The organism is Kitasatospora sp. NPDC022785 (assembly GCF_055561295.1).
The window spans coordinates 75,390-96,766 of record NZ_JBVHHB010000029.1 but is presented as its reverse complement, the minus strand read 5'-3'; the positions used below and the strand labels follow the sequence as shown (position 1 = coordinate 96,766).

At 71.9% G+C, this 21,377-nt stretch carries 19 protein-coding genes; 10 read left to right on the top strand and 9 right to left on the bottom strand.

What is annotated here, in order from left to right; translation table 11 throughout:
• Positions 1-580: 580 nt before the first annotated feature.
• Both ACZ3YO_RS33400 and ACZ3YO_RS33395 read right to left on the bottom strand, forming a co-directional pair.
• The gene (locus ACZ3YO_RS33400) at positions 581-3,166 is read right to left on the bottom strand and encodes a GH32 C-terminal domain-containing protein (RefSeq protein WP_465576976.1); all 2,586 of its coding nucleotides are present in this window, start codon (positions 3,164-3,166) and stop codon (positions 581-583) included.
• 91 nt (positions 3,167-3,257) lie between these two features.
• Positions 3,258-4,268 carry a carbohydrate kinase family protein gene (locus ACZ3YO_RS33395; protein ID WP_405366092.1) on the bottom strand — a complete coding sequence of 337 codons (1,011 nt, stop codon included), beginning with the start codon at positions 4,266-4,268 and terminating at the stop codon, positions 3,258-3,260.
• A gap of 211 nt (positions 4,269-4,479) precedes the next feature.
• On the opposite strand from ACZ3YO_RS33395, the gene ACZ3YO_RS33390 reads away from it, so the two are divergent.
• From ACZ3YO_RS33390 to ACZ3YO_RS33370, 5 genes are all read left to right on the top strand, one after another.
• Positions 4,480-5,493 carry a substrate-binding domain-containing protein gene (locus ACZ3YO_RS33390; RefSeq protein WP_465576973.1) on the top strand — a complete coding sequence of 338 codons (1,014 nt, stop codon included), beginning with the start codon at positions 4,480-4,482 and terminating at the stop codon, positions 5,491-5,493.
• Positions 5,494-5,549: 56 nt separating this feature from the next.
• Positions 5,550-6,548 (top strand): ABC transporter permease, encoded by a 999-nt coding sequence (locus tag ACZ3YO_RS33385; protein WP_465576970.1) that lies wholly within the window; start codon positions 5,550-5,552, stop codon positions 6,546-6,548.
• Entirely contained in the window at positions 6,545-7,372 is an 828-nt protein-coding gene (locus ACZ3YO_RS33380; protein ID WP_465576968.1) for an ATP-binding cassette domain-containing protein, read from the top strand. The genes ACZ3YO_RS33385 and ACZ3YO_RS33380 overlap by 4 nt, the downstream gene beginning before the upstream one ends.
• A gap of 57 nt (positions 7,373-7,429) precedes the next feature.
• The gene (locus ACZ3YO_RS33375; protein WP_465576966.1) at positions 7,430-8,452 is read left to right on the top strand and encodes a LacI family DNA-binding transcriptional regulator; all 1,023 of its coding nucleotides are present in this window, start codon (positions 7,430-7,432) and stop codon (positions 8,450-8,452) included.
• Positions 8,453-8,688: 236 nt separating this feature from the next.
• Positions 8,689-8,859, top strand: coding sequence for a hypothetical protein (locus ACZ3YO_RS33370; RefSeq protein ID WP_465576963.1), 171 nt, complete (start codon positions 8,689-8,691; stop codon positions 8,857-8,859).
• Positions 8,860-8,985: 126 nt separating this feature from the next.
• Here the strand turns inward: ACZ3YO_RS33370 and ACZ3YO_RS33365 are convergent, their stop codons facing one another.
• A complete protein-coding gene (locus ACZ3YO_RS33365; protein ID WP_465576961.1) occupies positions 8,986-9,519 on the bottom strand; it encodes a hypothetical protein in 534 nt (177 codons plus the stop codon).
• A gap of 243 nt (positions 9,520-9,762) precedes the next feature.
• Here ACZ3YO_RS33365 and ACZ3YO_RS33360 point away from each other — a divergent pair, with 243 nt between their 5' ends.
• Together ACZ3YO_RS33360 and ACZ3YO_RS33355 are read left to right on the top strand one after the other, a co-directional pair.
• The gene (locus tag ACZ3YO_RS33360) at positions 9,763-10,215 is read left to right on the top strand and encodes a nuclear transport factor 2 family protein (RefSeq protein ID WP_465576958.1); all 453 of its coding nucleotides are present in this window, start codon (positions 9,763-9,765) and stop codon (positions 10,213-10,215) included.
• 246 nt (positions 10,216-10,461) lie between these two features.
• Positions 10,462-11,979, top strand: coding sequence for an MFS transporter (locus ACZ3YO_RS33355; RefSeq protein WP_465576955.1), 1,518 nt, complete (start codon positions 10,462-10,464; stop codon positions 11,977-11,979).
• Between the two features lie 81 nt (positions 11,980-12,060).
• Here ACZ3YO_RS33355 and ACZ3YO_RS33350 read toward each other — a convergent pair whose 3' ends face one another.
• The 3 genes from ACZ3YO_RS33350 to ACZ3YO_RS33340 are packed head-to-tail and all read right to left on the bottom strand — an operon-like array spanning position 12,061 to position 16,819.
• A complete protein-coding gene (locus ACZ3YO_RS33350) occupies positions 12,061-14,145 on the bottom strand; it encodes a PQQ-dependent sugar dehydrogenase (protein ID WP_465576953.1) in 2,085 nt (694 codons plus the stop codon).
• Positions 14,145-15,800: a glycosyl hydrolase family 8 gene (locus ACZ3YO_RS33345; protein ID WP_465576950.1), complete on the bottom strand. Its 1,656-nt coding sequence runs from the start codon at positions 15,798-15,800 to the stop codon at positions 14,145-14,147. The genes ACZ3YO_RS33350 and ACZ3YO_RS33345 overlap by 1 nt, the downstream gene beginning before the upstream one ends.
• An 11-nt stretch (positions 15,801-15,811) precedes the next feature.
• Positions 15,812-16,819, bottom strand: a complete 1,008-nt coding sequence (locus tag ACZ3YO_RS33340; protein WP_465576947.1) for a chitinase — start codon at positions 16,817-16,819, stop codon at positions 15,812-15,814.
• Between the two features lie 268 nt (positions 16,820-17,087).
• On the opposite strand from ACZ3YO_RS33340, the gene ACZ3YO_RS33335 reads away from it, so the two are divergent.
• Positions 17,088-18,518, top strand: coding sequence for an APC family permease (locus tag ACZ3YO_RS33335; RefSeq protein WP_465576945.1), 1,431 nt, complete (start codon positions 17,088-17,090; stop codon positions 18,516-18,518).
• A gap of 226 nt (positions 18,519-18,744) precedes the next feature.
• On the opposite strand, the gene ACZ3YO_RS33330 is transcribed toward ACZ3YO_RS33335, so the two are convergent.
• Positions 18,745-19,032 carry a hypothetical protein gene (locus ACZ3YO_RS33330; RefSeq protein ID WP_465576943.1) on the bottom strand — a complete coding sequence of 96 codons (288 nt, stop codon included), beginning with the start codon at positions 19,030-19,032 and terminating at the stop codon, positions 18,745-18,747.
• Entirely contained in the window at positions 19,029-19,406 is a 378-nt protein-coding gene (locus tag ACZ3YO_RS33325) for an ATP-binding protein (RefSeq protein WP_465577033.1), read from the bottom strand. Before ACZ3YO_RS33325 ends, ACZ3YO_RS33330 begins: the two co-directional genes overlap by 4 nt.
• 221 nt (positions 19,407-19,627) lie before the next feature.
• Between ACZ3YO_RS33325 and ACZ3YO_RS33320 the strand changes: the two genes are divergently transcribed.
• Positions 19,628-20,617 carry a helix-turn-helix domain-containing protein gene (locus ACZ3YO_RS33320; protein ID WP_465576940.1) on the top strand — a complete coding sequence of 330 codons (990 nt, stop codon included), beginning with the start codon at positions 19,628-19,630 and terminating at the stop codon, positions 20,615-20,617.
• Positions 20,614-20,823, top strand: coding sequence for a DUF397 domain-containing protein (locus tag ACZ3YO_RS33315; RefSeq protein WP_465576938.1), 210 nt, complete (start codon positions 20,614-20,616; stop codon positions 20,821-20,823). Before ACZ3YO_RS33320 ends, ACZ3YO_RS33315 begins: the two co-directional genes overlap by 4 nt.
• A 108-nt stretch (positions 20,824-20,931) precedes the next feature.
• On the opposite strand, the gene ACZ3YO_RS33310 is transcribed toward ACZ3YO_RS33315, so the two are convergent.
• On the bottom strand, positions 20,932-21,327 hold the full coding sequence (locus ACZ3YO_RS33310) for a cupin domain-containing protein (RefSeq protein ID WP_465547055.1): 396 nt from the start codon (positions 21,325-21,327) through the stop codon (positions 20,932-20,934).
• Positions 21,328-21,377: the final 50 nt, after the last annotated feature.

Below are 21,377 nucleotides of genomic sequence, written 5' to 3'. Positions count from 1 at the left end.
CTCACCACCCGCTGCCGCCGGCCCACGCTCCTGCCAGGACGCTCGGACCATAGATGGGTTCAGGCGGTTCGACGGCCCCTGGCCAGCCGAGGCGCTTTTGGATGCGGCGGGGGTTGCAGAAGCCGTCGATGTAGGCGAACAGCGCCGGGTCGGCGTCCGTGCGGGTCCCGAAGATCGTGCGGCGTACGCACTCCCGCAGGTGTCGACCGGGTGGGCGCCGGCGCCGAGCGTGCAGGAGCTCACGGTGAGCGTGCCGGACCGGCCGCTCCAGCCCATGTCCCGCACGAACGACGGCCACAGCGTCGCCAGCAGCACCGCCCCGATCCCGAGGAAGCCGAGACCTCGCACCAGGTGCGGAGTGTCGTCCGAGCCGAGCCACCGCCCCATCGGTAGGTGACCCGCCACAACCCCTCCTGTCCGTCAGAGGGGCGACATGGTCGCACACCCTCCTGCCGCGCGGCACCGCGACCACCGTCGTCGATACCGACTGCCGACGACTGACGGCCGGCACCCGGTCCGCCGGGGGTCGGGCCCCTCGGCGGACCACCCGACCGGCAACAGCTCCCGGACCGCTGCCCGTTCACGTCCGACCGGCACCCCTCGGGACCGGACCGACGACAGCCGACCTCAGGTGATGGACCGCGACCGTCTCCGCCCGCGCCACGCCCCCGGCGGCGTAGAGGGCGACGCCGGTGTCGGCCGGGTCGGGGAACACCTGGTCGGTGAGGACGAGCGTGCCGTCGCCCGCGTAGACCTCGACCGAGGAGGTGTCGACCAGGACGCGCAGGTCGAGCCCGCCCTTCGCGTCCAACGGCAGCTTCGCCCGGTGCACGGCCGCGAAGGACTCGTGGAAGTCGGTGTTGCCGGACGCCGTACGGTCGACGTACAGCTCGCCGGTCGCGGTGTCGTAGCCGATCCGGGTACGGTGCCCGCCGCCGGTGTGCACCGCGAGGCCGAACTCGCGGGCGGTGCCGGCCCGTAGCCGGGCGTCGACCTCCAGGGTGGCGCCGCTCGCCGGGAGCGGGAGCGTGGTGTCGCGCACCGGCAGGTCGGAGCCGTGCCAGGGGCGTCCATCGCGCAGTTCGTCCAGTTCGCGTACCGGGCGCTGGACGAGCACGGTGCGGCCGCCCCGCGTGGTGAGGGCGAGTTCGCGCGGGAAGCTGTCGGCACCGCGCCAGGGCGAGGTGGGGATCTTGTCGGCGTAGGCCCAGTCGTTCATCCAGCCGATCACCACCCGGCGGCCGTGCGGCTCGTCGTTGACGCTGGTGGCGGCGTAGAAGTCGGCGCCGTGGTCGAGCCAGCGGGCGCGTTGGACCATGGTGAGGGCCGGGGCGTCGGCGAGCGTGAACTGGTCGGCGAGCACGTGCCCCCAGCCCCCGGTGGCGTGGTCGGCGATCTGCAGCTGTACCTGTCGGCCGATCAGATCGCCGAGGTCCCAGGCGGTCCAGTCCAGGGCCTCGCTGTTGCCGCCGGTGGCGCTTCGGACCACCTGGCCGTCCAGCAGCAGGTTGACGGCGGTCTGCCGGTCCGTGGGCCGGGCCTGCTGGTCGGACAGCTGGAGGTCGTCGACCATCAGGTGCCCCCAGCCGCCGGTGGCGTTGTCGACGATCCGGACGGTGGCCCGGCGGCCGGCGAACTCGCCGACGTCCCAGCCGGTCCAGTTCAGCTCACCGCTGTCACGGCCGGTGGCGGTGCGGACCACCCGGCCGTCCACCACGAGGTTGACGGTGGTCTCGCCGTCGGCGCCGGCCGGGTGGTTGCCGCCGCCGATCAGGAGGTCGAGGTAGCGGTGGTCGATGGTGAACTCGGGTGAGCTCACCGTGCCGGTGGCCGCGTCCCCGGCGGCGGGGGTGAAGGTGTCGAGCACGCCGGCGCCGAGGCCGCCGTCCAGGTGCTCCTCGGTGGGGGCGATCCCGGTGAGGTCGGCGGTGGCGGTCCAGCCGGGCGGGAGGGCGCGGCCCTCGAAGTCGGCGAGGGTGGTGCCGGGCGGCGCCGAGCTGTTCCCGGCGCCCGGGACGTACGGGTGGTTGCCGCCGCCCACCTGGAAGTCGAGGTAGCGGCGGGTGACGGTGAAGGGCGGCGAGAGGAGGTCGCCGGTGGCGGCGTCGCCGCCGAGGAACGTGTTGACCAGGCCCGGTCCGGTGAATCCGGAGACGGGCTGCTGCCCGGGCAGGGTGCCGGTGGCGGGGGCGGAGCCGAAGGCCGTCCCGGTGGACGTCCAGCCGCCGTAGCCGCCGCCGTCGAAACCGCTCAGCAGGGTGCCGGTGGGCGGGGTGTAGGTGCCGGCCGGGTCGTCGGCGGTGAAGCGGGTGCCGTCGAAGTCGCCGATGAAGTATTGGACGGCCGTGGAGTTCTGGGGGCCGCCGTTGGTGGAGACGGTCAGCACCCACTTGGTCCGCGCGGGGTCGCCGTCCACGGCGAGGGGGAAGAGGTCCGGGCACTCCCAGACACCGCCGGTGGCCCCGGCCGGGCCGAACTCGCTGAGCTCGGTCCAGGACTTGAGGTCGTGGGAGGCGTAGAAGCGGATCCGGTGCCGGTCCGAGAGCGCGACGGCCATCAGCCAGCTGCCGGTCCGGTCGTTCCAGAACACCTTGGGGTCGCGGAAGTCGGAGGAGCCGATGTCCAGGACGGGGTTGCCCCGGTACTTCGTCCAGGTGGTGCCGTGGTCGAGGGAGTAGGCGAGCGACTGCGTCTGGCGGCCGTCCGGGGTCCGGGCGGCGCTGGTGTAGACCGCGACCAGCGGCGGGTCGGCGGCGGTGCCCAGGCCGCTGGAGTTGGCGCGGTCGTCCACCACCGCGCCGGAGAAGATCATCGCGGTGTCGTCCTGCGGGATGGCGAGCGGCTGCTCGGTCCAGTGCACCAGGTCGGGGCTGGTGGCATGGCCCCAGGACATGTTGCCCCAGGTGGTGCCGGCCGGGTTGTACTGGAAGAACAGGTGGTAGGCGCCGTGGTGGTAGATCGGGCCGTTGGGATCGTTCATCCAGTTCCGGGCAGGCGAGAAGTGGAACTGCGGGCGGTAGGGCTCCTGGTAGGCGCCCGCAGCCTGGTCGCCGGCGGCGGCCGCGGCCGGAGTCGACGGCAGAGCGGTGAGGGCTGCGAGGGCGGTGGCGGCGAGTACGGCGAGCAGTCGGCGGGCACGGGAAACGGGCGCGGGGGGAACAGGCATGGTGGGGTGCTCCTCCGGGAGGGTGTCATCGTTGACTCATGTCATCGATGACAGCTGCTGCGGAGGATGATGGGCGGCCGCCGACGTGCCGTCAAGAGCCCTGGCGCTGACGGGGCGTGCCGAGCTGCTCCGCCCACGGCGGGTTGGGGCCGGGAACCGAGCAGGTCAGGGCCGCGACCTCGGCGGCGAAGCGGCAGGCCGCGGCGGCCTCGGCGAGGCTCAGCCCGCCGAGCCGCCCGCCGAGCCGGCCCAGGTGCGCGAGGCGGTGCAGCAGCCCGGCGGTGAACGAGTCGCCCGCACCGACGGTGTCCACCACCGCGACCTCGGGCGCCGGCACCCGGACCCGCTCGCCGTCCAGCGAGACCAGCGCCCCCGCGCCGCCGAGGGTGATCACCACCAGCCGGGCGCCGGCCGCGTGCCAACCGTCGCAGGCCCGCTCCGGCGGGACGCCGGGCAGCAGCAGCTCCAGGTCGTCCGAGCTGAGCCGCAGGATGTCCGCCAGCTCGCACCACCGGTCGAGCCGGGCCCGGTAGACCGCCGGATCGACCAGCTGCGGGCGGACGTTGGGATCGATCGAGACGGTGAGCCCGGCCCGCGCCCGCTCGACGAGGTGCTCGACCAGAGCGCCCCCGGGCTCGCGGACCAGCGCGAGCGAGCCGGTGTGCAGGCAGCTCGCGTCGGCGAGCGGCAGGGCGGCGAGCTCGGCCCCGCTCCACTGCCAGTCGGCGGCGCGGTCGGCGTGGAACGCGTAGCGCGCCTGGCCGAGGTCGTCCACGGTGGCGATGGCGAGCGTGCTGGGCTCGGGGGCCGCCACCACCGCGCCCAGGTCGACCCCGGCGCTGCCGAGGTGGGCGCGGAACAGGCCCCCGAAGGCGTCGTCGGAGATCCGGCCGAGGAAGCGGGTGGGCGTGCCGAGCCGGGCCAGCGCGACGGCGGTGTTGGCCGGCCCGCCGCCGGGCAGCACGCGCAGGGCCAGCTCGCCCGGACGGGCGCCGGCCGGATCGGCGAAGGTGTCGGCGACGCACTCGCCGAGGACCGCGACAAATCGCTGGGACACGAAGGACCGCCTCTCGCGGATCGGTGGAGGAATGTCGCGCGGCATGGTCGTCAACTCGCGGCTGTCACGTGGCATTTCGACCGCGTTACCCAGTTGTTACGCCCGGGGGGCTTGCCCGCCGCGCCGGGCTGACTTCATCATCCTCGGCAAGGCGATGTCAACGTTGACAGTCAACGTTGACAGTCGGCGCGTCGACCTCGGCCGGCGAGACCTGACACCGCCCCGGACCTCCGCACACCGCTCAGGGAGCCACCGCATGCCCCGTATCCCCGCCCTCGCCCGCGTCGCCGCCTGCGCCACCGTCGCGGCACTCGCCCTCACCGCTTGCGGCTCCGGCTCCAAGGGCTCGTCCGGCGCCGGCGCGTCGGGCGGCGCCGTCAAGGTCGGCCTGATCACCAAGACCGACACCAACCCCTTCTTCGTCAAGATGAAGCAGGGCGCCGAGAAGTCCGCCAAGGAGAACGGCGCCACCCTGGTCACCGCCGCCGGGAAGTTCGACGGTGACAACGCCGGCCAGATCGCCGCCCTGGAGAACATGGTCGCCACCGGGGTCAAGGGCGTCCTGATCACCCCCAGCGACTCCAAGGCGATCCTGCCCGCGATCAAGAAGGCCCGGGACAAGGGCGTGCTGGTGATCGCCCTGGACAGCCCGACCGACCCGCAGGAGGGCACCGACGCCCTGTTCGCCACCGACAACAAGCAGGCCGGCGTGCTGATCGGCCAGTACGCCAAGGCCGCCATGGCGGGCCGGACCGCGAAGATCGCCACCCTGGACCTCGCCCCCGGCGTCGCCGTCGGCCGGCTGCGCCACGACGGCTTCCTGCAGGGCTTCGGCGTCGCCGCCGACGACCCCGCCCTGGTCTGCTCGCAGGACACCGGCGGCGACCAGGCCAAGGCCCAGACCGCGATGGAGAACTGCCTGCAGAAGGCGCCCGACCTCAACGTCGTCTACACCATCAACGAGCCCGCCGCGCTGGGCGCGTACACCGCGCTCAAGGCCAAAGGCCGGGAGAAGGACGTCCTCGTCGTCTCGGTCGACGGCGGCTGCACCGGCACCCAGGCCGTCAAGGGCGGGAAGATCGCCGCCACTTCGCAGCAGTACCCGCTGGTCATGGCCGCCAAGGGCGTCAAAGCGGTGGCCGACTACGCCAAGGGCGGCGCCAAGCCCACCGGCTACACCGACACCGGCGTCACCCTGATCACCGACCAGCCGCAGGCCGGCGTGGACGCCAAGGACACCGCCTACGGCCTGGAGAACTGCTGGGGCTGACCGGCCCGCCCCTCAACACCCCGCCTCCGCTCCCCCGCTCCCCCGAGGATCCGCCGATGACCACGACCACCGCCCCGTACGCGGAACTCCAGCCGCCACCGCTCGCCCGCCGCCTGCTCGCCGCGCCCACCGCCGGACCGCTGGCCGCGCTGGTGCTGGCCTGCGCCTTCTTCACCCTGACCACCGACACCTTCCTCTCCGGCGGCAACTTCTCGCTGATCATCCAGCAGGTGATGGTGGTCGGGGCGCTGGCGATCGGGCAGACCCTGATCATCCTGACCGCCGGCATCGACCTCTCCTGCGGTGCGGTGATGGCCTTCGGCTCGATCACCATGGCCAAGCTCGCCGCCGAGGGCACCGTGCCGCCGCTGGTCGCCATCGCCCTCGGCCTGGCGGTCTGCGCGGCCTTCGGCCTGGCCAACGGCCTGCTGGTGCAGCTCATCCCGCTGCCGCCGTTCATCGTCACCCTCGGCATGCTGAACGTCGCCTTCGCGCTCACCCACGTCTACTCGGACGAGCAGACCGTCACCGACCTGCCCGGCCCGCTCACCTTCCTCGGCGGCACCTTCCCGCTCGGCAACACCGACGTGACGTACGGTTCGGTGCTCGCCCTGGCGCTGTTCGCACTCTTCGCCTACCTCCTCTCCCGCACCGCCTGGGGCCGGCACGTCTACGCCCTCGGCAACGGCCGCGACGCCGCCCGCCTCAACGGCATCCGCACCGGCCGTCTGACCATCGGCCTCTACGCCCTGGCCGGCCTGGTCTACGGCGTCGCCTCCCTGCTGCTGGTCTCGCGCACCGGCGTCGGCGACCCGCAGGCCGGACAGACCGACAACCTGGACTCCATCACCGCCGTGGTGCTCGGCGGCACCAGCCTGTTCGGCGGCCGCGGCAGCGTGCTCGGCTCGCTGATCGGCGCGTTGATCGTCGGGGTCTTCCGCAACGGGCTGCAGCTGATGGGCGTCGCCTCGATCTACCAGACCCTGATCACCGGCGTGCTGGTGATCCTCGCCGTGACCGTCGACCAGATCTCCCGGAAGCGAACCAGCCGATGACCACGACCCCCGTCCTCCAGGCCCGCGGCCTGGTCAAGCGCTACGGCCACGTCACCGCGATCGACGGCGCCGACTTCGACCTCATGCCCGGCGAGGTGCTGGCCGTCATCGGCGACAACGGCGCGGGCAAGTCCAGCCTGATCAAGGCGCTCACCGGCGCGATCACCCCGGACGAGGGCGAGATCCGGCTGAACGGGGAGCCGGTCCGGTTCGCCGGCCCGCAGGACGCCCGGGCGGCCGGCATCGAGACGGTCTACCAGGACCTCGCCGTCGCACCGTCCATGGACATCGCCGCCAACATGTTCCTCGGCCGGGAGCTGCGCCGGCCGGGCGTCCTCGGCACGGTGTTCCGCAGCCTGGACCGCGCGCGGATGCGCGACGAGGCGGCCGCCCACATGGCCGACCTGAAGATCGGTCTGCGCTCGCTCACCCAGCCGGTGGAGACCCTCTCCGGCGGCCAGCGGCAGGCCGTCGCGGTGGCCCGCGCGGTCGCCTGGGCGCGCAGCGTGGTGGTGATGGACGAGCCGACCGCGGCGCTCGGGGTCAAGGAGTCCGGGCAGGTGCTCGACCTGATCCGGCGGGTGCGCGACCGCGGCCTGCCGGTCGTGCTGATCAGCCACAACATGCCGCACGTCTTCGAGATCGCCGACCGGATCCACGTCCACCGGCTCGGGCGGCGGGCCGCGCTTATCCGGCCCGGTGACCACTCGATGTCCGAGGTGGTGGCCATCATGACCGGTGCGCTCACCGTCGCCGAGGACGGCAGCGGTACTGTCGTCGCGGACGCGGACGCCGCCCAGGCCGCCGGGGTCCGCACCAGCTGAGCAGTCCAGGGCGGCCCGGGCCGGGGCCGGGCCGCCACCCGACAGAAACGGTGATCCATGGCCGCGACCCGTCGTCCGACGCTGCACGACGTCGCCCAGGAGGTCGGCGTGAGCGCCAAGACCGTCTCCCGCGTGCTCAACAACGACGGACCGACCTCCGCCGCGACCCGGGAGAAGGTCCTCGCTGCCGTCGCCCGGCTCGGCTTCCAGCCCAACCTGATGGCCCGCAACATCCGTACCGGCGGCCCGGACACCACCATCGGCCTGGTCGTCCCCGACATGGGAAACCCCTTCTTCGGCACGGTCGCCGGCGGGATCGAGTCCGCCGTCCGCGAACGCGGGCTCACCCTGCTGCTCGGCTCCTCCGGCGACGACCCGGCCCGCGAACGCGACCTGATCTCCACCTTCCTGGCCCGCCGGGTCAGCGCGCTCATGGTCGTCCCGGCCGACGGTTCGGACCACGCCCACCTCAAGTCCGCCCGCGCCGCCGGGCTGCCGGTCGTCTTCCTGGACCGCCCCGGCGCCGGCCTCGCCGCCGACTGCGTGGTCTCCTCCAACCGCGACGGCGCCCGGGTCGGCGTCGCCCACCTCATCGCCCAGGGTCACCAGCGGATCGGCTTCATCGGCGACCTGCCGACCACCCTGTACACCCGCCGCGAACGCCTGGCCGGCTACAAGGACGCACTCGCCGCCGCCGGCCTCCCGTACGACCGCGCGCTGGTGGCCGGCGCGCACGGCCAGCCGGACGCGGCCACCACCACCCACCGGCTGCTCTCCCTCCCGGAACCGCCCACCGCGCTGTTCGCCGCCAACAACTTCGCCGCCATGGGCACCGTCTCCGCCCTCGCCCACGCCGGACGGCGCGAGGTCGCCCTGGTCGCCTTCGACGACATCCCCCTCGCCGACATCCTGGAGCCCGCACTCACCGTCGTCGCCCAGGACCCGGCCGAACTCGGCGCCGCCGCCGCGCGCACCGCGCTCGCCCGCCTCGACGGCGACCGCGGCCGCGCCCGCACCGCCGTGGTCACCACCCGCCTCATCCCCCGCGGCTCCGGCGAACTCCCCCCACCCCGCCGCTGACCCGGCGTGGCCGGTCGGATCGGGCGCTCGGCGAGGGCCTCCGCCGAGCGGCCCGACGGCCGCCAAGAGCCCCGACCGGGGCCCCGACCGGGGCCGGGGCCGGGGCCGGCATCAACCCATCCGAGGCGGCAGATCTGGCGGGACCCCGACGGGCGGTCGCCAGGGTCCTACCATCGCGCACGCGGTGTCATCCCAGGGTCCACTGGGGCGTCAAGCGGATCTGCCGGAAGAAGGACGTGACGGTCGCACTGCTGGACGAGTCCCTCGCCCCGTCGGTGACCTGGGCCGTCATCGACGCCTTCCCGGGCAAGCTCACCTCCCTTGTTCATGTCGATGGCGTCGACCAGCCCGTCATCGGAGAACTCGTCCTGCGCTCGCTCCGCGTCGTCCCGCAGTTCCAGGCCTGACGTCCGGGCGGCGGCCCGCACGCCGCGGACGGGTGCGGGCCACTTGGTCAGGCACGATGACGGACATGCTCTTCAGCTGAGCCATGTGGTCCACGGGCGTCCTGGACGGTCCGCCGACGGCGATGGTCACGCCTGCCAGTGCGGTTTACCGCTGACCATCCGGCAGTAGATCACCCGGCCGCCGGCCTCGTGGGTGCTCTTGCCGAGGTCGGCGTTACGGCAGAACTGCCCGGCCTGGTAGCAGTTGCCGGCGTTGGAGCGGATCTCGCAGTCGCCGGCGGCGGCCTTGGTCTGGGCGGCCTCGGGCTCGGGGTCGGCCGGGGGCTTGACGGTGGTCGCCTTCGGCTCCGGCGCGGCTTTGGTGACGGGCGCCTGCGGCTTGGGGGCGGCCGGCGCGGGCGGCTGTGACGCGGGCGCGGTGGCCGCCGGGGGCGGCGTCGGGGCGGCCGGGGCCGACGCGGGCGGGGTCGGGACGGCCGGTGCGGGAGCGGTCGGCACGGGGGCCGTGGTGCTGGGCGTGACCTGCGCCGTCACGGCGGGCGCCGAGGCGGCCGCGGGCGCCGCGGCGCCACCGGTCTCCGGGTCGCAACCGGTCAGGGCCAGGCCGATGGTGAGGACGAGTCCGGCGACGGAGGCCAGTCCGCGACGGCCGCCGCGCATCCGTGAATCCATGAGGGGAGAACACTCCGTTCCACTTGAAAGAGGATCGTGATTCCATCAGATCAGCGACACGGTGCCCACACGGTTCGCGCACTTGTTGGCAGATCGAGACCTCCCGACTACGGAGCGTCGGCGATCGCCCCGGCAGTGATCGCCGGCGCCGTGATTCCGCCCCCGGACGCCGGGCGCCTCTGGCAGGATCGGCCCGCCGACCACAGCAGCCGACCGGAAGGAGTCCGCGCCATGCCGGACAGCACCTCTGCCCGCAGCGTCCTGGCCCGCTATCGCCAGGCCATCCTCGACAAGTCCGCCGACGACCTCGCCAGCCTCTACGCGGAGGACGGCGTCCACGAACTCCCCTTCCTCTTCCCGGGGATGCCCGCCGCCTACCACGGCCGCGAGGAGGTGCGCGCCGCCTACCACGCGGCCTGGAGCGCCAGCCCCGCGAAGCCGCTGGAGATCCGCGAGGTCGCCACGCACGAGGGCGCCGACCCCGAGGTGATCGTCGCCGAGCAGCTCGTCCGCGGCGAACTCACCACCACGGGCCAATCGTTCAGCTTCCCCGGCCTGCTGGTGCTGCGGGTCCGGGACGGCCTGATCGTCCACGCCCGCGACTACATGGACGGCCTGACCGTCGCCCACACCATGGGCCGCCTCCCGGCCGTGGCCGCCGCCCTCGGCGCCGCCGGGAGCTGACCACGGGGTTGCGCGGCCGGGGTCGGCAGACGGGGGCCGCGGGAGCGGGCCCCGCGCGGTGACGGAGCAGGGCCGGAACGATAGCCGAGCCGGGCCGCCCGCCGCCGGGCAGCCGTCTCCCCCTCCGCCGGACAGGGCCTAAAACCCCCGATCGGCCGCGTTTGCCCGGGCTTACGCCATCCCGTTGCATACGGTCGGTGCCGTCCCGACCGAACCCCGGTCGGCAGGCCAAGGAGACCGGCTGCCGTGCAACGCAAGTGGTGGACCCTCATCGCCGTCTCGGTCGCGACGTTCATGCTGCTGCTCGACATCACGGTGGTCAACGTCGCCCTACCGTCGATCCGCAAGGATCTCGGCGCCAGCTTCACCGACCTCCAGTGGGTGTTCGACGCCTACGCGCTCTCCCTGGCCGCACTGGTGCTGACGGCCGGTTCGCTCGCCGACCGGCGCGGCCGCCGCCGGGCGTTCGCCGTCGGCCTGGTGATCTTCTCCGGCGCCTCGCTGCTCTGCGCCCTGGCGCCGAACCCGACCTTCCTCAACGTGTCCCGGGCCGTCCAGGGCGTCGGCGGCGCCGTGATGTTCGCGGTCTCGCTCGCGCTCGTGGCCCAGGAGTTCCCGCCCGGCCGCGAGCGCGGCACCGCGATGGGCGCGTACGGGGCGACCATCGGCGTTGCGGTGGCTGTCGGCCCACTGGTCGGCGGGGCGCTCACCGACGCGCTCGGCTGGGAGTGGATCTTCTACCTCAACGTGCCGATCGGGGCGGCCGCCCTGGTGGTCACCTACCTCAAGCTGGCCGAGAGCCGCGACCCGAACGCCACCCGGGTCGACTGGGCGGGAGTGGTGACGTTCAGCACCGGGCTCTTCCTGCTCGTCCTGGCGCTGGTACGCGGTAATGCCGAGGGCTGGGGCAGCACGCTGATCGTGTCGCTGTTCATCGGCTCGGCCGTGGTGCTCGCCGCCTTCGTGGTGATCGAACTCCGCGTCCCCGAGCCGATGCTGCCGCTGGGGCTGTTCCGCCGCCACGCGTTCACCGGCGTACAGCTGGCCGCGTTCGCGGTGTCCAGCTCGCTCTTCGCCCTGTTCCTCTACCTGACGCTGTACCTGCAGAACTACCTCGGGCTCTCCCCGTTCGCGGCGGGCGTGCGCTACCTGCCGATCACGGCGCTCAGCTTCCTCGTCGCCCCCGTGGCCGGCGTGATGCTCTCCCGGGTGCCGGCCCGGCTGATGCTCTGCGTCGGCCTCGTCGCGATCGGCGCGGGCATGCTGCTGATGGGCGACGTCCAGCCCGACGACGACTGGACGGGCCTGCTGGCCGGCTTCCTCGTCGCCGGCGCGGGCGTCGGCCTGATCAACCCGGTGATCGCGGACGTGGCGGTGAGCGTGGTGCCGAAGGAGAAGAGCGGCATGGCGGCCGGCATCAACGACACCTTCCGGCAGGTCGGCATCGCGGTCGGCATCGCCGTCTGGGGGGCGATCTTCGTCGGCCGGGGCGCCGACAAGGTCCGCGAACTCACCGCGGGCACACCGACCGCGGAGGGTGCCCACCCACGCGAACTGATCGAGGCCTCCTCCTCCGGCAGCCTGCAGCAGGCCCTGGCCGCCGTCCCCGAGCCCGCCCGGCAGGCCGTCCAGGACGCCGCCCGCGCGGGCTTCCTCGACGGCCTCAACACGGTGCTGCTGCTCGGCGGCCTGGTCAGCCTGACCGGCGCGGCGCTCGCGCTCTGGCTGGTCCGGGAGAACGAGATCGACCGCACCGAAGCCTAGGCACCGGAGCCGGTGCGGGCCCGGAGACCCGGTCTCCGGGCCCGCACCATTCCGGCGCCGGAGCCCCCGGCGCCCGGTGGGCTAGCCGATGGCGATCGTGAAGATCTTGTCCGCGCCGTCGCCCGCCCCGCCGTTGTTGTCGGCGTTGGTGGTGGTGAGCCAGAGCCGGTCGGCCCCGGGCACCTTGGACACCGTCCGCAGCCGGCCGTAGGTGCCGACGTAGTAGGAGGTGGGAGTGGACACGTTCTCGGTGTCCCCGTCGATCGGGATGCGCCACATCCGCTCGCCCCGCAGCGCGGCCATGTAGACGACGTTGCGGACGATCGCGATGCCGCTCGGCGAGGCCTGGTCGACCGGCCAGCTCGCCTTGGGATTGGTCATCCCGGCCACGCTGCACGAGCCTTCGCACGTGGGCCACCCGTAGTTGGCCCCGGGCTTGATGAGGTTCAGCTCGTCCCGCTTGGAGTCGCCGAACTCCGCCTCCCAGAGCCGCCCGTTGCGGTCGAAGGCCAGGCCCTGCGGGTTGCGGTGGCCGTAGCTGTAGACGTAGTTGCCGAACGGATTGCCGGGGGCGGGCTTTCCGTCGGTGGTCAGCCGCAGGATCTTCCCGTTGAGCGTGTTCTTGTCCTGGGCCAGGGAGGACGTCTGGGCGTCGCCGGTCGACGCGTACAGGTACCCGTCGGGGCCGAAGGCCAGCCGCCCGCCGTTGTGGTAGCGGTTCTTCTTGATCCCCTGGAGCAGCAGCGTGTAGCCGCCCAGGCTGCTGCCGTTGTACGTCATCCGCACGATCCGGTTGCCCTCGGCCGCGGTGTGCATGAAGTACACGTAGTGGTTGGCCGACCAGTTGGGGTCGACGGCGGTGCCGAGCAGACCGCCCTCGCCGTCGGTGGTGACGGCGTTGGGCACGGTGCCGACCTCTGTCCTGGTGCCTGCGGTGGTGAGCCGGAAGACCTTGAAGCTGTCACGCTCGGTGACCAGCGCACTGGTGCCGTCCGGCAGCCAGCCGATGCCCCAGGGGACCGTCCACCCGGTGGAGAAGGCGGTCGGAGAGCCCGGGACGCCGCCGTCGGCCGGGCAGGCGCCGGTGGTGAACGACACGGTGCCGGACGGCGCCGAGTAGCCTCCCGCGGTGTCCCGGGCCACGACGGCCAGGGTGAACGGGGCGTCGCAGGCGAGCCCGGTGACCGTCGCCGTGGTGGCCGGCGGGGTACCGGTCACGGTCTTCACGACGGCGGATCCGCTGCGGATCTCGTACCCGACCACGCCCTTGTCGTCCGTGCTGGCAGCCCACTTGAGGGTGGCGCCGGTGGCGGTGACCGCCGAGACGACCGGCGTGCCCGGCCGGCTGGGCGGCGGGTCGGTGCTCGCCGCGGTGGTGCAGTCCACGGCGACGCTGGCCGGTGAGGCGTTGCCGGAGGCGTCGCGGGCGATCACCGTGAGGTTGTAGGTGGTGGCGGGGGTCAGCCCGGTGAGCTTCCAGGACGTCGCCGTCCCCGGCGCCTCGGCGAGCTTGTTGCCGTGTTCGTAAAGGTCGTAGGCGGTGACGCCGACGTTGTCGGTGGCGGCACCCCAGCCGAGCGTCAGGCCGTTCGGCCCGATGCCGGAGCAACTCGGCGGGCCGGGACGGCCGGGCGGGGTGGTGTCGGCCGCGGCGCCCACCCGCAGGCGGTCCAGGTTGGGCCCGCCGTCGGCGGTGGTGGCGGTGGCCCGGATCCGGTTGGTGCCGGCGCCGAGGCCGACGGCGACGGTCTTCTCCGCCCAGGTGTCCCAGTCGGCGGTGGGCGGGAAGGCGACACCGGCTGCGACGACCTTCCCGTTGACCGCGATGTCCATCGGACGGTTCGCCGTGCCGGCGTTGGCGTACCGGAAGGCCAGCGAGGTGGTGCCGGCCGCGGTGGCGCTGACCGTGAACTCGACGGCGGAGCCGGTGGTGTTGGTGTAGTCGACGAAGCCGGTGCCGGTGTACCCGGTGTGGTTGGCGGCCGTCTTGGCCTGCATCAGCAGGGCGTCCTCGGCCTGGTAGTCGGTGCTCGCCGTGACCGCCGGGGCGGCGGTCGCCGACGGCGCCACCGTCAGCCCGAGGATCAGGCCGGCGGCGGCGAGTGCGGCGCCGCCGGCCCTGGCGAGTGCCGTTCGCGGGCGGCGCGGGTGTGCTCGGTCTGTCATCACGGCACCCAGTAGTTTCCGGAGACGACGATCATCGATTGCAGCTGCACGCTGCTGCCGTAGTAGAGCGACGGGTCCACGGCGGTGGCGGCGAGCTTGTTCCAGAGCGCGTCCAGCCAGGCCTGCGAGCCCGGGTCGGTCATCGCGGTGACCACGAACGGCGCGGTGAACGCCATGTCGTGCCCGCTGTCGAAGGCCGAGCCGTTCAGGTGGTAACCGGTCACGATGTTCGCCGGGTTGCCGCCGGCCTTGCCCTTGATCCAGGCGTTGAGCTTGCGTGCCGAGGCCAGCGAGGCGGTGTCGCCGCTGGTCACCGCGTCGGTGCCGATCCGCCACGGGTCACGGCAGGCGTTCCAGCCGTAGTCGCCGTCGTTGACGCTCTCCAGCACCTTGCCGGCGGCGGGCTTGGCCGTGCCGTTGGTGTTGACCACGAAGTCCGCGAGCAGGCCGGTGCCGGAGGCGTACGTGGACTGCTGCGAGGTGATCAGGTTCTGGTGCGCGGTGCGGATGGTGTCCCAGGCGGCGTCACCGGTCGCCGCCCGGAAGGCGCGGAAGTGGTCGATCAGCCAGTCCGAGGAGCGGGTGACGTAGTAGGTCTTGTCGTCCGAGGTGGACCAGTCGCCGAGGCGCATCAGGTGGGTGCTCGGGTTGACCTCGCCGGCCTTGATCGCGTTGATGTGCTTGACGGCCAGGTCCTTGTAGTCGTACGTCCCGCCGCTGCCCCACTGCCGGTCCGCGAGCAGCAGCCCGTACGCGACGTCCAGGTCGCCGTCGGTCGCCGAGTCGGAGCCGTTGACGCTCTTGCAGGAGGAATCCTGTTCGGCGGCGAGGAGGTGGGGGTTGTTCACCGACGGGTGGGCGAGCACGAACTTGACCATGCCGTCGAAGGCCGTCTTCGCGTTGGCGTCCGCGCCGGCCATCAGCGCGGTGATCACCATGCCGTAGCCCTGGCCCTCCGCGACGTACGGGTGGTCGGCGTCCGGGGAGATGGTCTCGTACCAGCCGTTGCCGCAGTTCTGCCGGACGAAGGCGGCCTTCCAGGCGTTGTACTTGTCGATCACCTGCTGGTCGGTCACGGACTGCGCGCCGGACGGCCTGAGGGTTCCCGCCGCGTACGGGTAGCGGTGGCTGCCGAACGGCACCGCCGGCCCGCCGGGGGGCGGGCCGCCGCCGAGGTCGGCGTCCAGGTAGTCCAGGTTGGGCAGGCCGCCGGCGGCGGTGGAGGTGAGCCGGATCCGGTTGGCCCCGGCGGCGAGCCGGACGGTGAGCGTCGAGGTCGCCCAGGCGTCCCAGCTCCCGGTGCCCGGGAAGGCACGGGCGGCCTCGACCGTGGCGCCGTTGACGGCCACGGCCGCCGGGCGGTCGGCGGTGGTCCCGTTGGAGTAGCGGATGCCGAGCGTGGCGCTGCCGGCGCCCGCCGCGTTGACGGTGAACTCCACCCAGCTGCCGGTGACGTTGTCGCCGTTGACGAAGCCGGTGCCGGAGTAGCCGGTGTGGTTGGACTCCACCACGCCTTGCGAGAGCGTCGCGCTCTCCGCCTCCTGGCGGACCGGCGCGGCCGAGGCCGGCGGGGCCGCGAGCAGCCCTGCCGCCAGGCCCGCCCCCGCGAGCAGGGCGGCGGCGCGGGCACGGTTTCTGGTGATCAGCTGTGCCATCGGGGTGCTCCTCAGCCCTGGTACTGGACGACGATCTTGGTGAACTCGTACGGGGACTGCGCGATGCCGCTGCACGCGTCGGCGTCCGCGCCGGAGCCGCAGGCGCGGTCGCGGTTGACCGACCAGAAGGCGAACCGGGCGAGGTGGTGCTGCTTCGCGTAGCCGAGGATGGTGCGGAAGTCGGCGGTGGTGACGGTCTCGCCGGCCTCGTCGGTCTTCCCGTTCATGGACGACACGCCTATGTGCCGGTACGCGGCGTCGTCGCTGTAGCCGTAGGCGCTCTTGACCGCCGTCTTGAGCCCGTCCAGGGCGCTCACCGTGGCCTGGCCCATGGTGCCGCTGTGGCCGCCGAAGTCGAACGGCATGACGACCCAGCCGTCGTTGGCCAGCCCGGCCGCGGCACCGCGCTTGATCAGGTCCTTGCCGGCGGCGTCCGGGCCGGTCGGCGTGGTGCCCATGGTGACGTAGGTGACGATGCCGGGGTTCCTGGTCTTGACGATCTTCAGGGCGTCGACCACCCGCTGACGGACCGTCGCGTTGGAGAACTCGGTGTTCTCGATGTCGATGTCCAGCGCCTTCAGCCCGTAGGCGTCGATCACCTTCTGGTAGGCGCCGGCCAGCGCGCTCGCGCTCGAACACTTCTCGCCCAGCTTGTTGCCGCTCCAGCCCCCGACCGAGACCATGACGTCGCCGCCGGCCGCCCGGATCGACTTGATCGCGGCCTCGTCGGAGCCGCCGGCCAGCGGCCGGCTGCCGTCCCACTTCGGGTTGCAGCCGCCGTCGGAGAGGATGAAGGCCAGGGTGAACCACTTGACCCCGGTCGCCTTCATCACGTCGGTCGGCTTCTGCGGGCTGCCCCAGCCGAGGTACTCGTACGGCGCGGCGGCCATCCCGGGTACGGCGCTCGCGGCGGCGGGGGCGGCCGACGCGGTGTTCACGGGCGCCAGCAGCAGGGCGGCCGGGCCCAGAGCGGCGGCCAGCAACGGGGCGGCGAGACGGACTCCGATAGCCTTGTGCATGCCAACTCACTTTCGTCGGCCGGTCGCCCGGGGCGACGGACCAGGGGGAGGACGGGAGAGCGCCGCGGCAGCCACGGCGGGCGCCACCAGAATCGAGGCACCGGGCCGCGCGGTCAATGACTTTCGTTAGGAAAGTTTCCCAATGGTCGATCCGTTAACCCCCGTCAACTCCGCCACCTGCGGCCAGCCTTGACGAATCTAGTAAAGCTCCCTAACTTGAACCCCCGCGCCCCGCCGGGCGCCCACTCCCCCACTCCGGAGGCCCACGGTGTCGTCCCCAGGTCTGTCCCGAAGAATCGGCCTCTTCCAGGCCACCGCCATCAACATGAGCCAGATGTGCGGCATCGGACCGTTCGTCACCATCCCCCTCATGGTCGCCGCGTTCGGCGGCCCCCAGGCGGTGATCGGCTGGATCGCCGGCGCCGTGCTCGCCCTCGCCGACGGCCTCGTCTGGGCCGAGCTCGGCGCCTCGCTCCCCGGCTCCGGCGGCACGTACGTCTACCTGCGCGAGGCCTTCCAGTACCGGACGGGCCGGCTGATGCCGTTCCTCTTCGTCTGGACGGCGATGCTCTTCATCCCGCTGATCATGTCCACCGGCGTGGTCGGCTTCGTCCAGTACCTCGGCTACCTGTGGCCCGGGATGACGGACGGGCAGGGTGACGCGGTCGGCCTTGCGTTCTGCGCACTGGTGGTCCTCCTGCTCTGGCGCCGGGTCGAGAACATCGCCAAGCTCACCACCGTGATGTGGGTGGTCATGATCGCCTCCGTGGCGGCCGTGATCCTGGCCTGCTACACCCACTTCAGCCCGAGCCGCGCCTTCGACTGGCCCGCCCACGCGATCGAACTCACACACGGGCAGTTCTGGCTCGGCTTCGCGGCAGGCCTGACGATCGGCATCTACGACTACCTCGGGTACAACACCGCCGCCTACCTGGGCGCCGAGGTCCGGCAGCCCGGCCGGGTACTGCCGCGCGCCATCGTGCTCTCCATCGTCGGCATCATGGCGATCTACCTGCTGCTGCAGGTGGGCGTGCTGGGGGCGATGGACTGGCACGCGATGCTGGACCCGGACTCGGTGGCGTCGAAGTCGGTCGCCTCGGCGGTGCTGGAGAGCACCTGGGGCAAGGGCGCGGCGGACGTCGTCACCGTCCTCATCCTGATCACCGCGTTCGCCTCCGTACTGGCCGGGCTGCTCGGCGGCTCCCGGGTCCCGTACGACGCGGCGCGCGACGGGGTGTTCTTCCGCGCCTTCGGCAAGCTGCACGCGAAGCACGGGTTCCCGGTGTACGGGCTCGCCGCGATGGGCGCGCTCACGGCCGCGGGCTTCCTGCTCGGCCGCCACCTGGGCAGCAGTGCGGCGCACCCGCCGCTCACGGTGCTGATCAACCTGCTGACGACGGTGATGGTGATCGTCCAGGCGCTCGCCCAGATACTCGCGGTGAGCGTCCTGCGGCGGCGCCAGCCGGGGCTGCTGCGGCCGTACCGGATGTGGCTCTACCCGGCGCCGGGCGTCATCGCCGCGGTCGGCTGGCTGGTGATCTACGGCTACGCCGACCGGAACGCGCCCGGCTTCCACCCCATCGAGTGGTCGCTGGCGTGGGTGGCGGCGGGGTGCGGGGCGTTCCTGCTCTGGGCGCGGGCGGAACGCACCTGGCCGTTCGGGCCGCGGGAGGTACGAGAGGAGTTCGCGTCGGCCTGAGGCCTCGCGATCGCGAATGGCGCGGCCTCGGGGCGACGGCTCCGAGGCTGCGCGCGTCAGTGGTGTCGGTCGGCGAGGGCCTGCTCGACGCGCCGCCTGGCTCGGCCGGCGGCTTCCGGCCGCCAGCGTGCCAACTCCGCGTCGAGGCGTCGGCGTTCGAGGCGAAGGAGGCGCGCGGCGGGGGCTCGGGAGCAGTGGACGAACCACAAGGGGTAGAGGAGACGGATCACCGGGCGCCTCCCAGGGGCGCCCAGTCGACGCGCAGGTGGTGGACGCCCTCGGGAAGGATGACCGGGAGGGACAACGGGCCGGTGTAGTTGAGGTATTCGGCGACGACGCGCTCGGCGCAGGGGCCGGTGAGGTAGCGCTCGAACCACAGCCACTGCGGCCTGCTCAGCGGACGGAACTGCAAGGCGGACCAAAGGGAGTCCAGGGCGCTGGGAAGGAGCGGGTAGGTCGTCGGCGGCATGATGTCGCCGGTGATCTCGACGGTGACCGAGCGGTCGTCCCTCACGCGGCACGCTCCTGGGGGTCGATCTCCGCCCACACGATCTTCCCGATCCCCTGACGCGGGCAGCAACCCCATCGCCGCGAGAGGGACTTGACGAGGATGAGCCCGCGCCCGTTTTCGTCATCGGCGGAGCTGGGGCGGAGCACGGGCTCCCGCTCCGCCCGCGCGTCGTGCACCTCGATCCGCAGGCGGACGCGGTTGACGGAGAGCTCCAGGCGGATGCGGTTGCCGCTGGACGTCCCGTGGATCACGGAATTGGTCACCAGCTCGGAGACGAGCAACAACCCGACATCGGCGAAGCGTTGACCGTCAGGAATCTCCGCGAGCAGCTTTTCGAGCAGACGACGCGCCTCACCGGGCGATCGCTTGCTGCGCACCAACCAACAGCTGCTCCCAGCAACAGGACTGAGATGGCGATCAGAGTTTTCGAGCATGGCGGAGCCACCTTCCGGAAGCAGGGAGTCGAAACGTCGCAGGAAGCGACGAAGGGCCGGCCACGCCGTGAGCGAGCAAAGGAATGCCCGAGGACCAGCCGCCATGATCACTCAATCGATCCGTCGAACTACTCACCGTCAGTGTGCGCTGTGCGACGGGTCACATGCAAGTGGCACTCATGCAAATTTGCACTCGATCGCAGAGTCAGTCCCTGCTAGCTTCAACTCCGCCCGACAGGCAGACTGATGACTTCAGATCGAGAGGCGGAGAGATGCCAGCAGGCGGGAGGCCGACCGTACGCAGCCGTCGACTTGGTGCGGCCCTGCGCAAGCACCGTCTGGGGGCCGGCCTCGATCAATCTCACGCCGCAGAGGCCCTGGTGTCATCGGTGGCGAAGATCTCCCGCCTTGAGTCGGGGAAGGTGACCTCCCGCCCCCTGGACGTTCGCCTGCTTCTTGACCTGTATGAAGTCCGTGATCCGGACGAACGGGCACGCCTCGAATTGCTTGCCCGTGAGAGCAATCGCCGCGGATGGTGGCTCGACTACAAGGGCGTCGGTGAGAACTACGCCGCCTACATCGAGCTTGAGAGCGACGCGACGCACATAGTGACGTGGCAACTCGGTCTCATCCCCGGGCTGCTTCAGACATCGGCATTTGCAGCGGAGATGCACAACGCAAACCCCACCGTCGTGCCGGCGGCGAACAGGGACGAGTTCATCAAGGTGCGCCAGGCTCGGCAGAAGCGCATCGAGGACGGTAGCGTCAGATTTACGGCCATCATGTGGGAGCCTGCCGTCGTCGCACCCATGGGCACGGAGGAGGTCCACCGGGAGCAGCTCCAGCACCTCATCAAGGTGGCCAGGCTACCCAACGTGACGCTTCAGGTTTTGCCTCTGAATTCGGGGAACGCCGCCAGAGTCGCAGGCCCGTTCACCGGGATGTCGTTCGGGTCCGACCCCACGTTGGAAGCCGTATCCTTCGAAGGCTTCACGAATGTGGTCGTTGTGGAGTCTTCGGAGGAACTGACCGGCTATGCCTATGCATTGGAAACACTGAGGTCCGCCGCGTGGGCCCCGGACGCAAGCCTGGCCTTCGTCCGCCGAGTGCTTCGAGAGCTCCCACACGAAGAAGGTAAGGAAGAGGAAGAGTGAACAGGATCGAGCTGGCAACTCCGTTCAAGAAGTCGTCGTACTCCCAGCAGGGCGGTGAGTGTGTCGAGGTGGCGGGCCTCGTTGATGGTGGCCAGGCCGTCCGGGACAGCAAGGACGTAGAGGGCCCGATGCTCCAGTTCCGTGCCCACGCATGGGATGCCTTCATCGCAGGAATCCGTGCCGGGGACTTCCCCACCAACAGCTGACCCACCGCGGACCTCCAGCAGCCCCGCGCCGCATCGGCGCGGGGCTGCTCGGCTGTCCCCGACTCCGTTGCACCGGCGGCCGAGCGGGGACGCCCGAAGCCTGTCGGCTCAGGCGTTGAGTGCATGTCCGGTCGTCGAGTCCACGTGGTCCGGGATCTCGTCGTGACGATCGCCTACGGTCAGTGTCCCGGCGGGCTCGAACATGAGGATTGCGGCGCCGGACGGGGCATACGGCTTGTGCTCCGTACCTCGGGGGACGGTGAAGACCGCCCCCTGTGGGAGCAGGACCGTGCGCTCGCCACCGGGCTCGCGCAAGGAGATGTGCAGTTCTCCGTCGAGCACCAGGAAGAACTCGTCGGTGTCGTCGTGGGCGTGCCAGATGTGTTCGCCCTCGACCTTGGCGATGCGGACGTCATAGTCGTTGACGCGCGTGACGATGCGGGGGCTCCACAGCGCATCGAAGGAGGCCAGAGCCTTGCCGAGGGGGATGGGTTCGTTGCTCATGAGCTCATCCTGAGCCGTTCCACACGGTCGGTGTGAGTGCTAGGAATTGC

Coding starts and splice junctions, on each gene's coding strand:
- ACZ3YO_RS33400 (WP_465576976.1), bottom strand. CDS start 3,166: ATGCCTGTTCCCCCCGCGCCCGTTTCCCGTGCCCGCCGACTGCTCGCC.
- ACZ3YO_RS33395 (WP_405366092.1), bottom strand. CDS start 4,268: ATGCCGCGCGACATTCCTCCACCGATCCGCGAGAGGCGGTCCTTCGTG.
- ACZ3YO_RS33390 (WP_465576973.1), top strand. CDS start 4,480: ATGCCCCGTATCCCCGCCCTCGCCCGCGTCGCCGCCTGCGCCACCGTC.
- ACZ3YO_RS33385 (WP_465576970.1), top strand. CDS start 5,550: ATGACCACGACCACCGCCCCGTACGCGGAACTCCAGCCGCCACCGCTC.
- ACZ3YO_RS33380 (WP_465576968.1), top strand. CDS start 6,545: ATGACCACGACCCCCGTCCTCCAGGCCCGCGGCCTGGTCAAGCGCTAC.
- ACZ3YO_RS33375 (WP_465576966.1), top strand. CDS start 7,430: ATGGCCGCGACCCGTCGTCCGACGCTGCACGACGTCGCCCAGGAGGTC.
- ACZ3YO_RS33365 (WP_465576961.1), bottom strand. CDS start 9,519: ATGCGCGGCGGCCGTCGCGGACTGGCCTCCGTCGCCGGACTCGTCCTC.
- ACZ3YO_RS33360 (WP_465576958.1), top strand. CDS start 9,763: ATGCCGGACAGCACCTCTGCCCGCAGCGTCCTGGCCCGCTATCGCCAG.
- ACZ3YO_RS33350 (WP_465576953.1), bottom strand. CDS start 14,145: ATGACAGACCGAGCACACCCGCGCCGCCCGCGAACGGCACTCGCCAGG.
- ACZ3YO_RS33345 (WP_465576950.1), bottom strand. CDS start 15,800: ATGGCACAGCTGATCACCAGAAACCGTGCCCGCGCCGCCGCCCTGCTC.
- ACZ3YO_RS33340 (WP_465576947.1), bottom strand. CDS start 16,819: ATGCACAAGGCTATCGGAGTCCGTCTCGCCGCCCCGTTGCTGGCCGCC.
- ACZ3YO_RS33320 (WP_465576940.1), top strand. CDS start 19,628: ATGCAAGTGGCACTCATGCAAATTTGCACTCGATCGCAGAGTCAGTCC.
- ACZ3YO_RS33310 (WP_465547055.1), bottom strand. CDS start 21,327: ATGAGCAACGAACCCATCCCCCTCGGCAAGGCTCTGGCCTCCTTCGAT.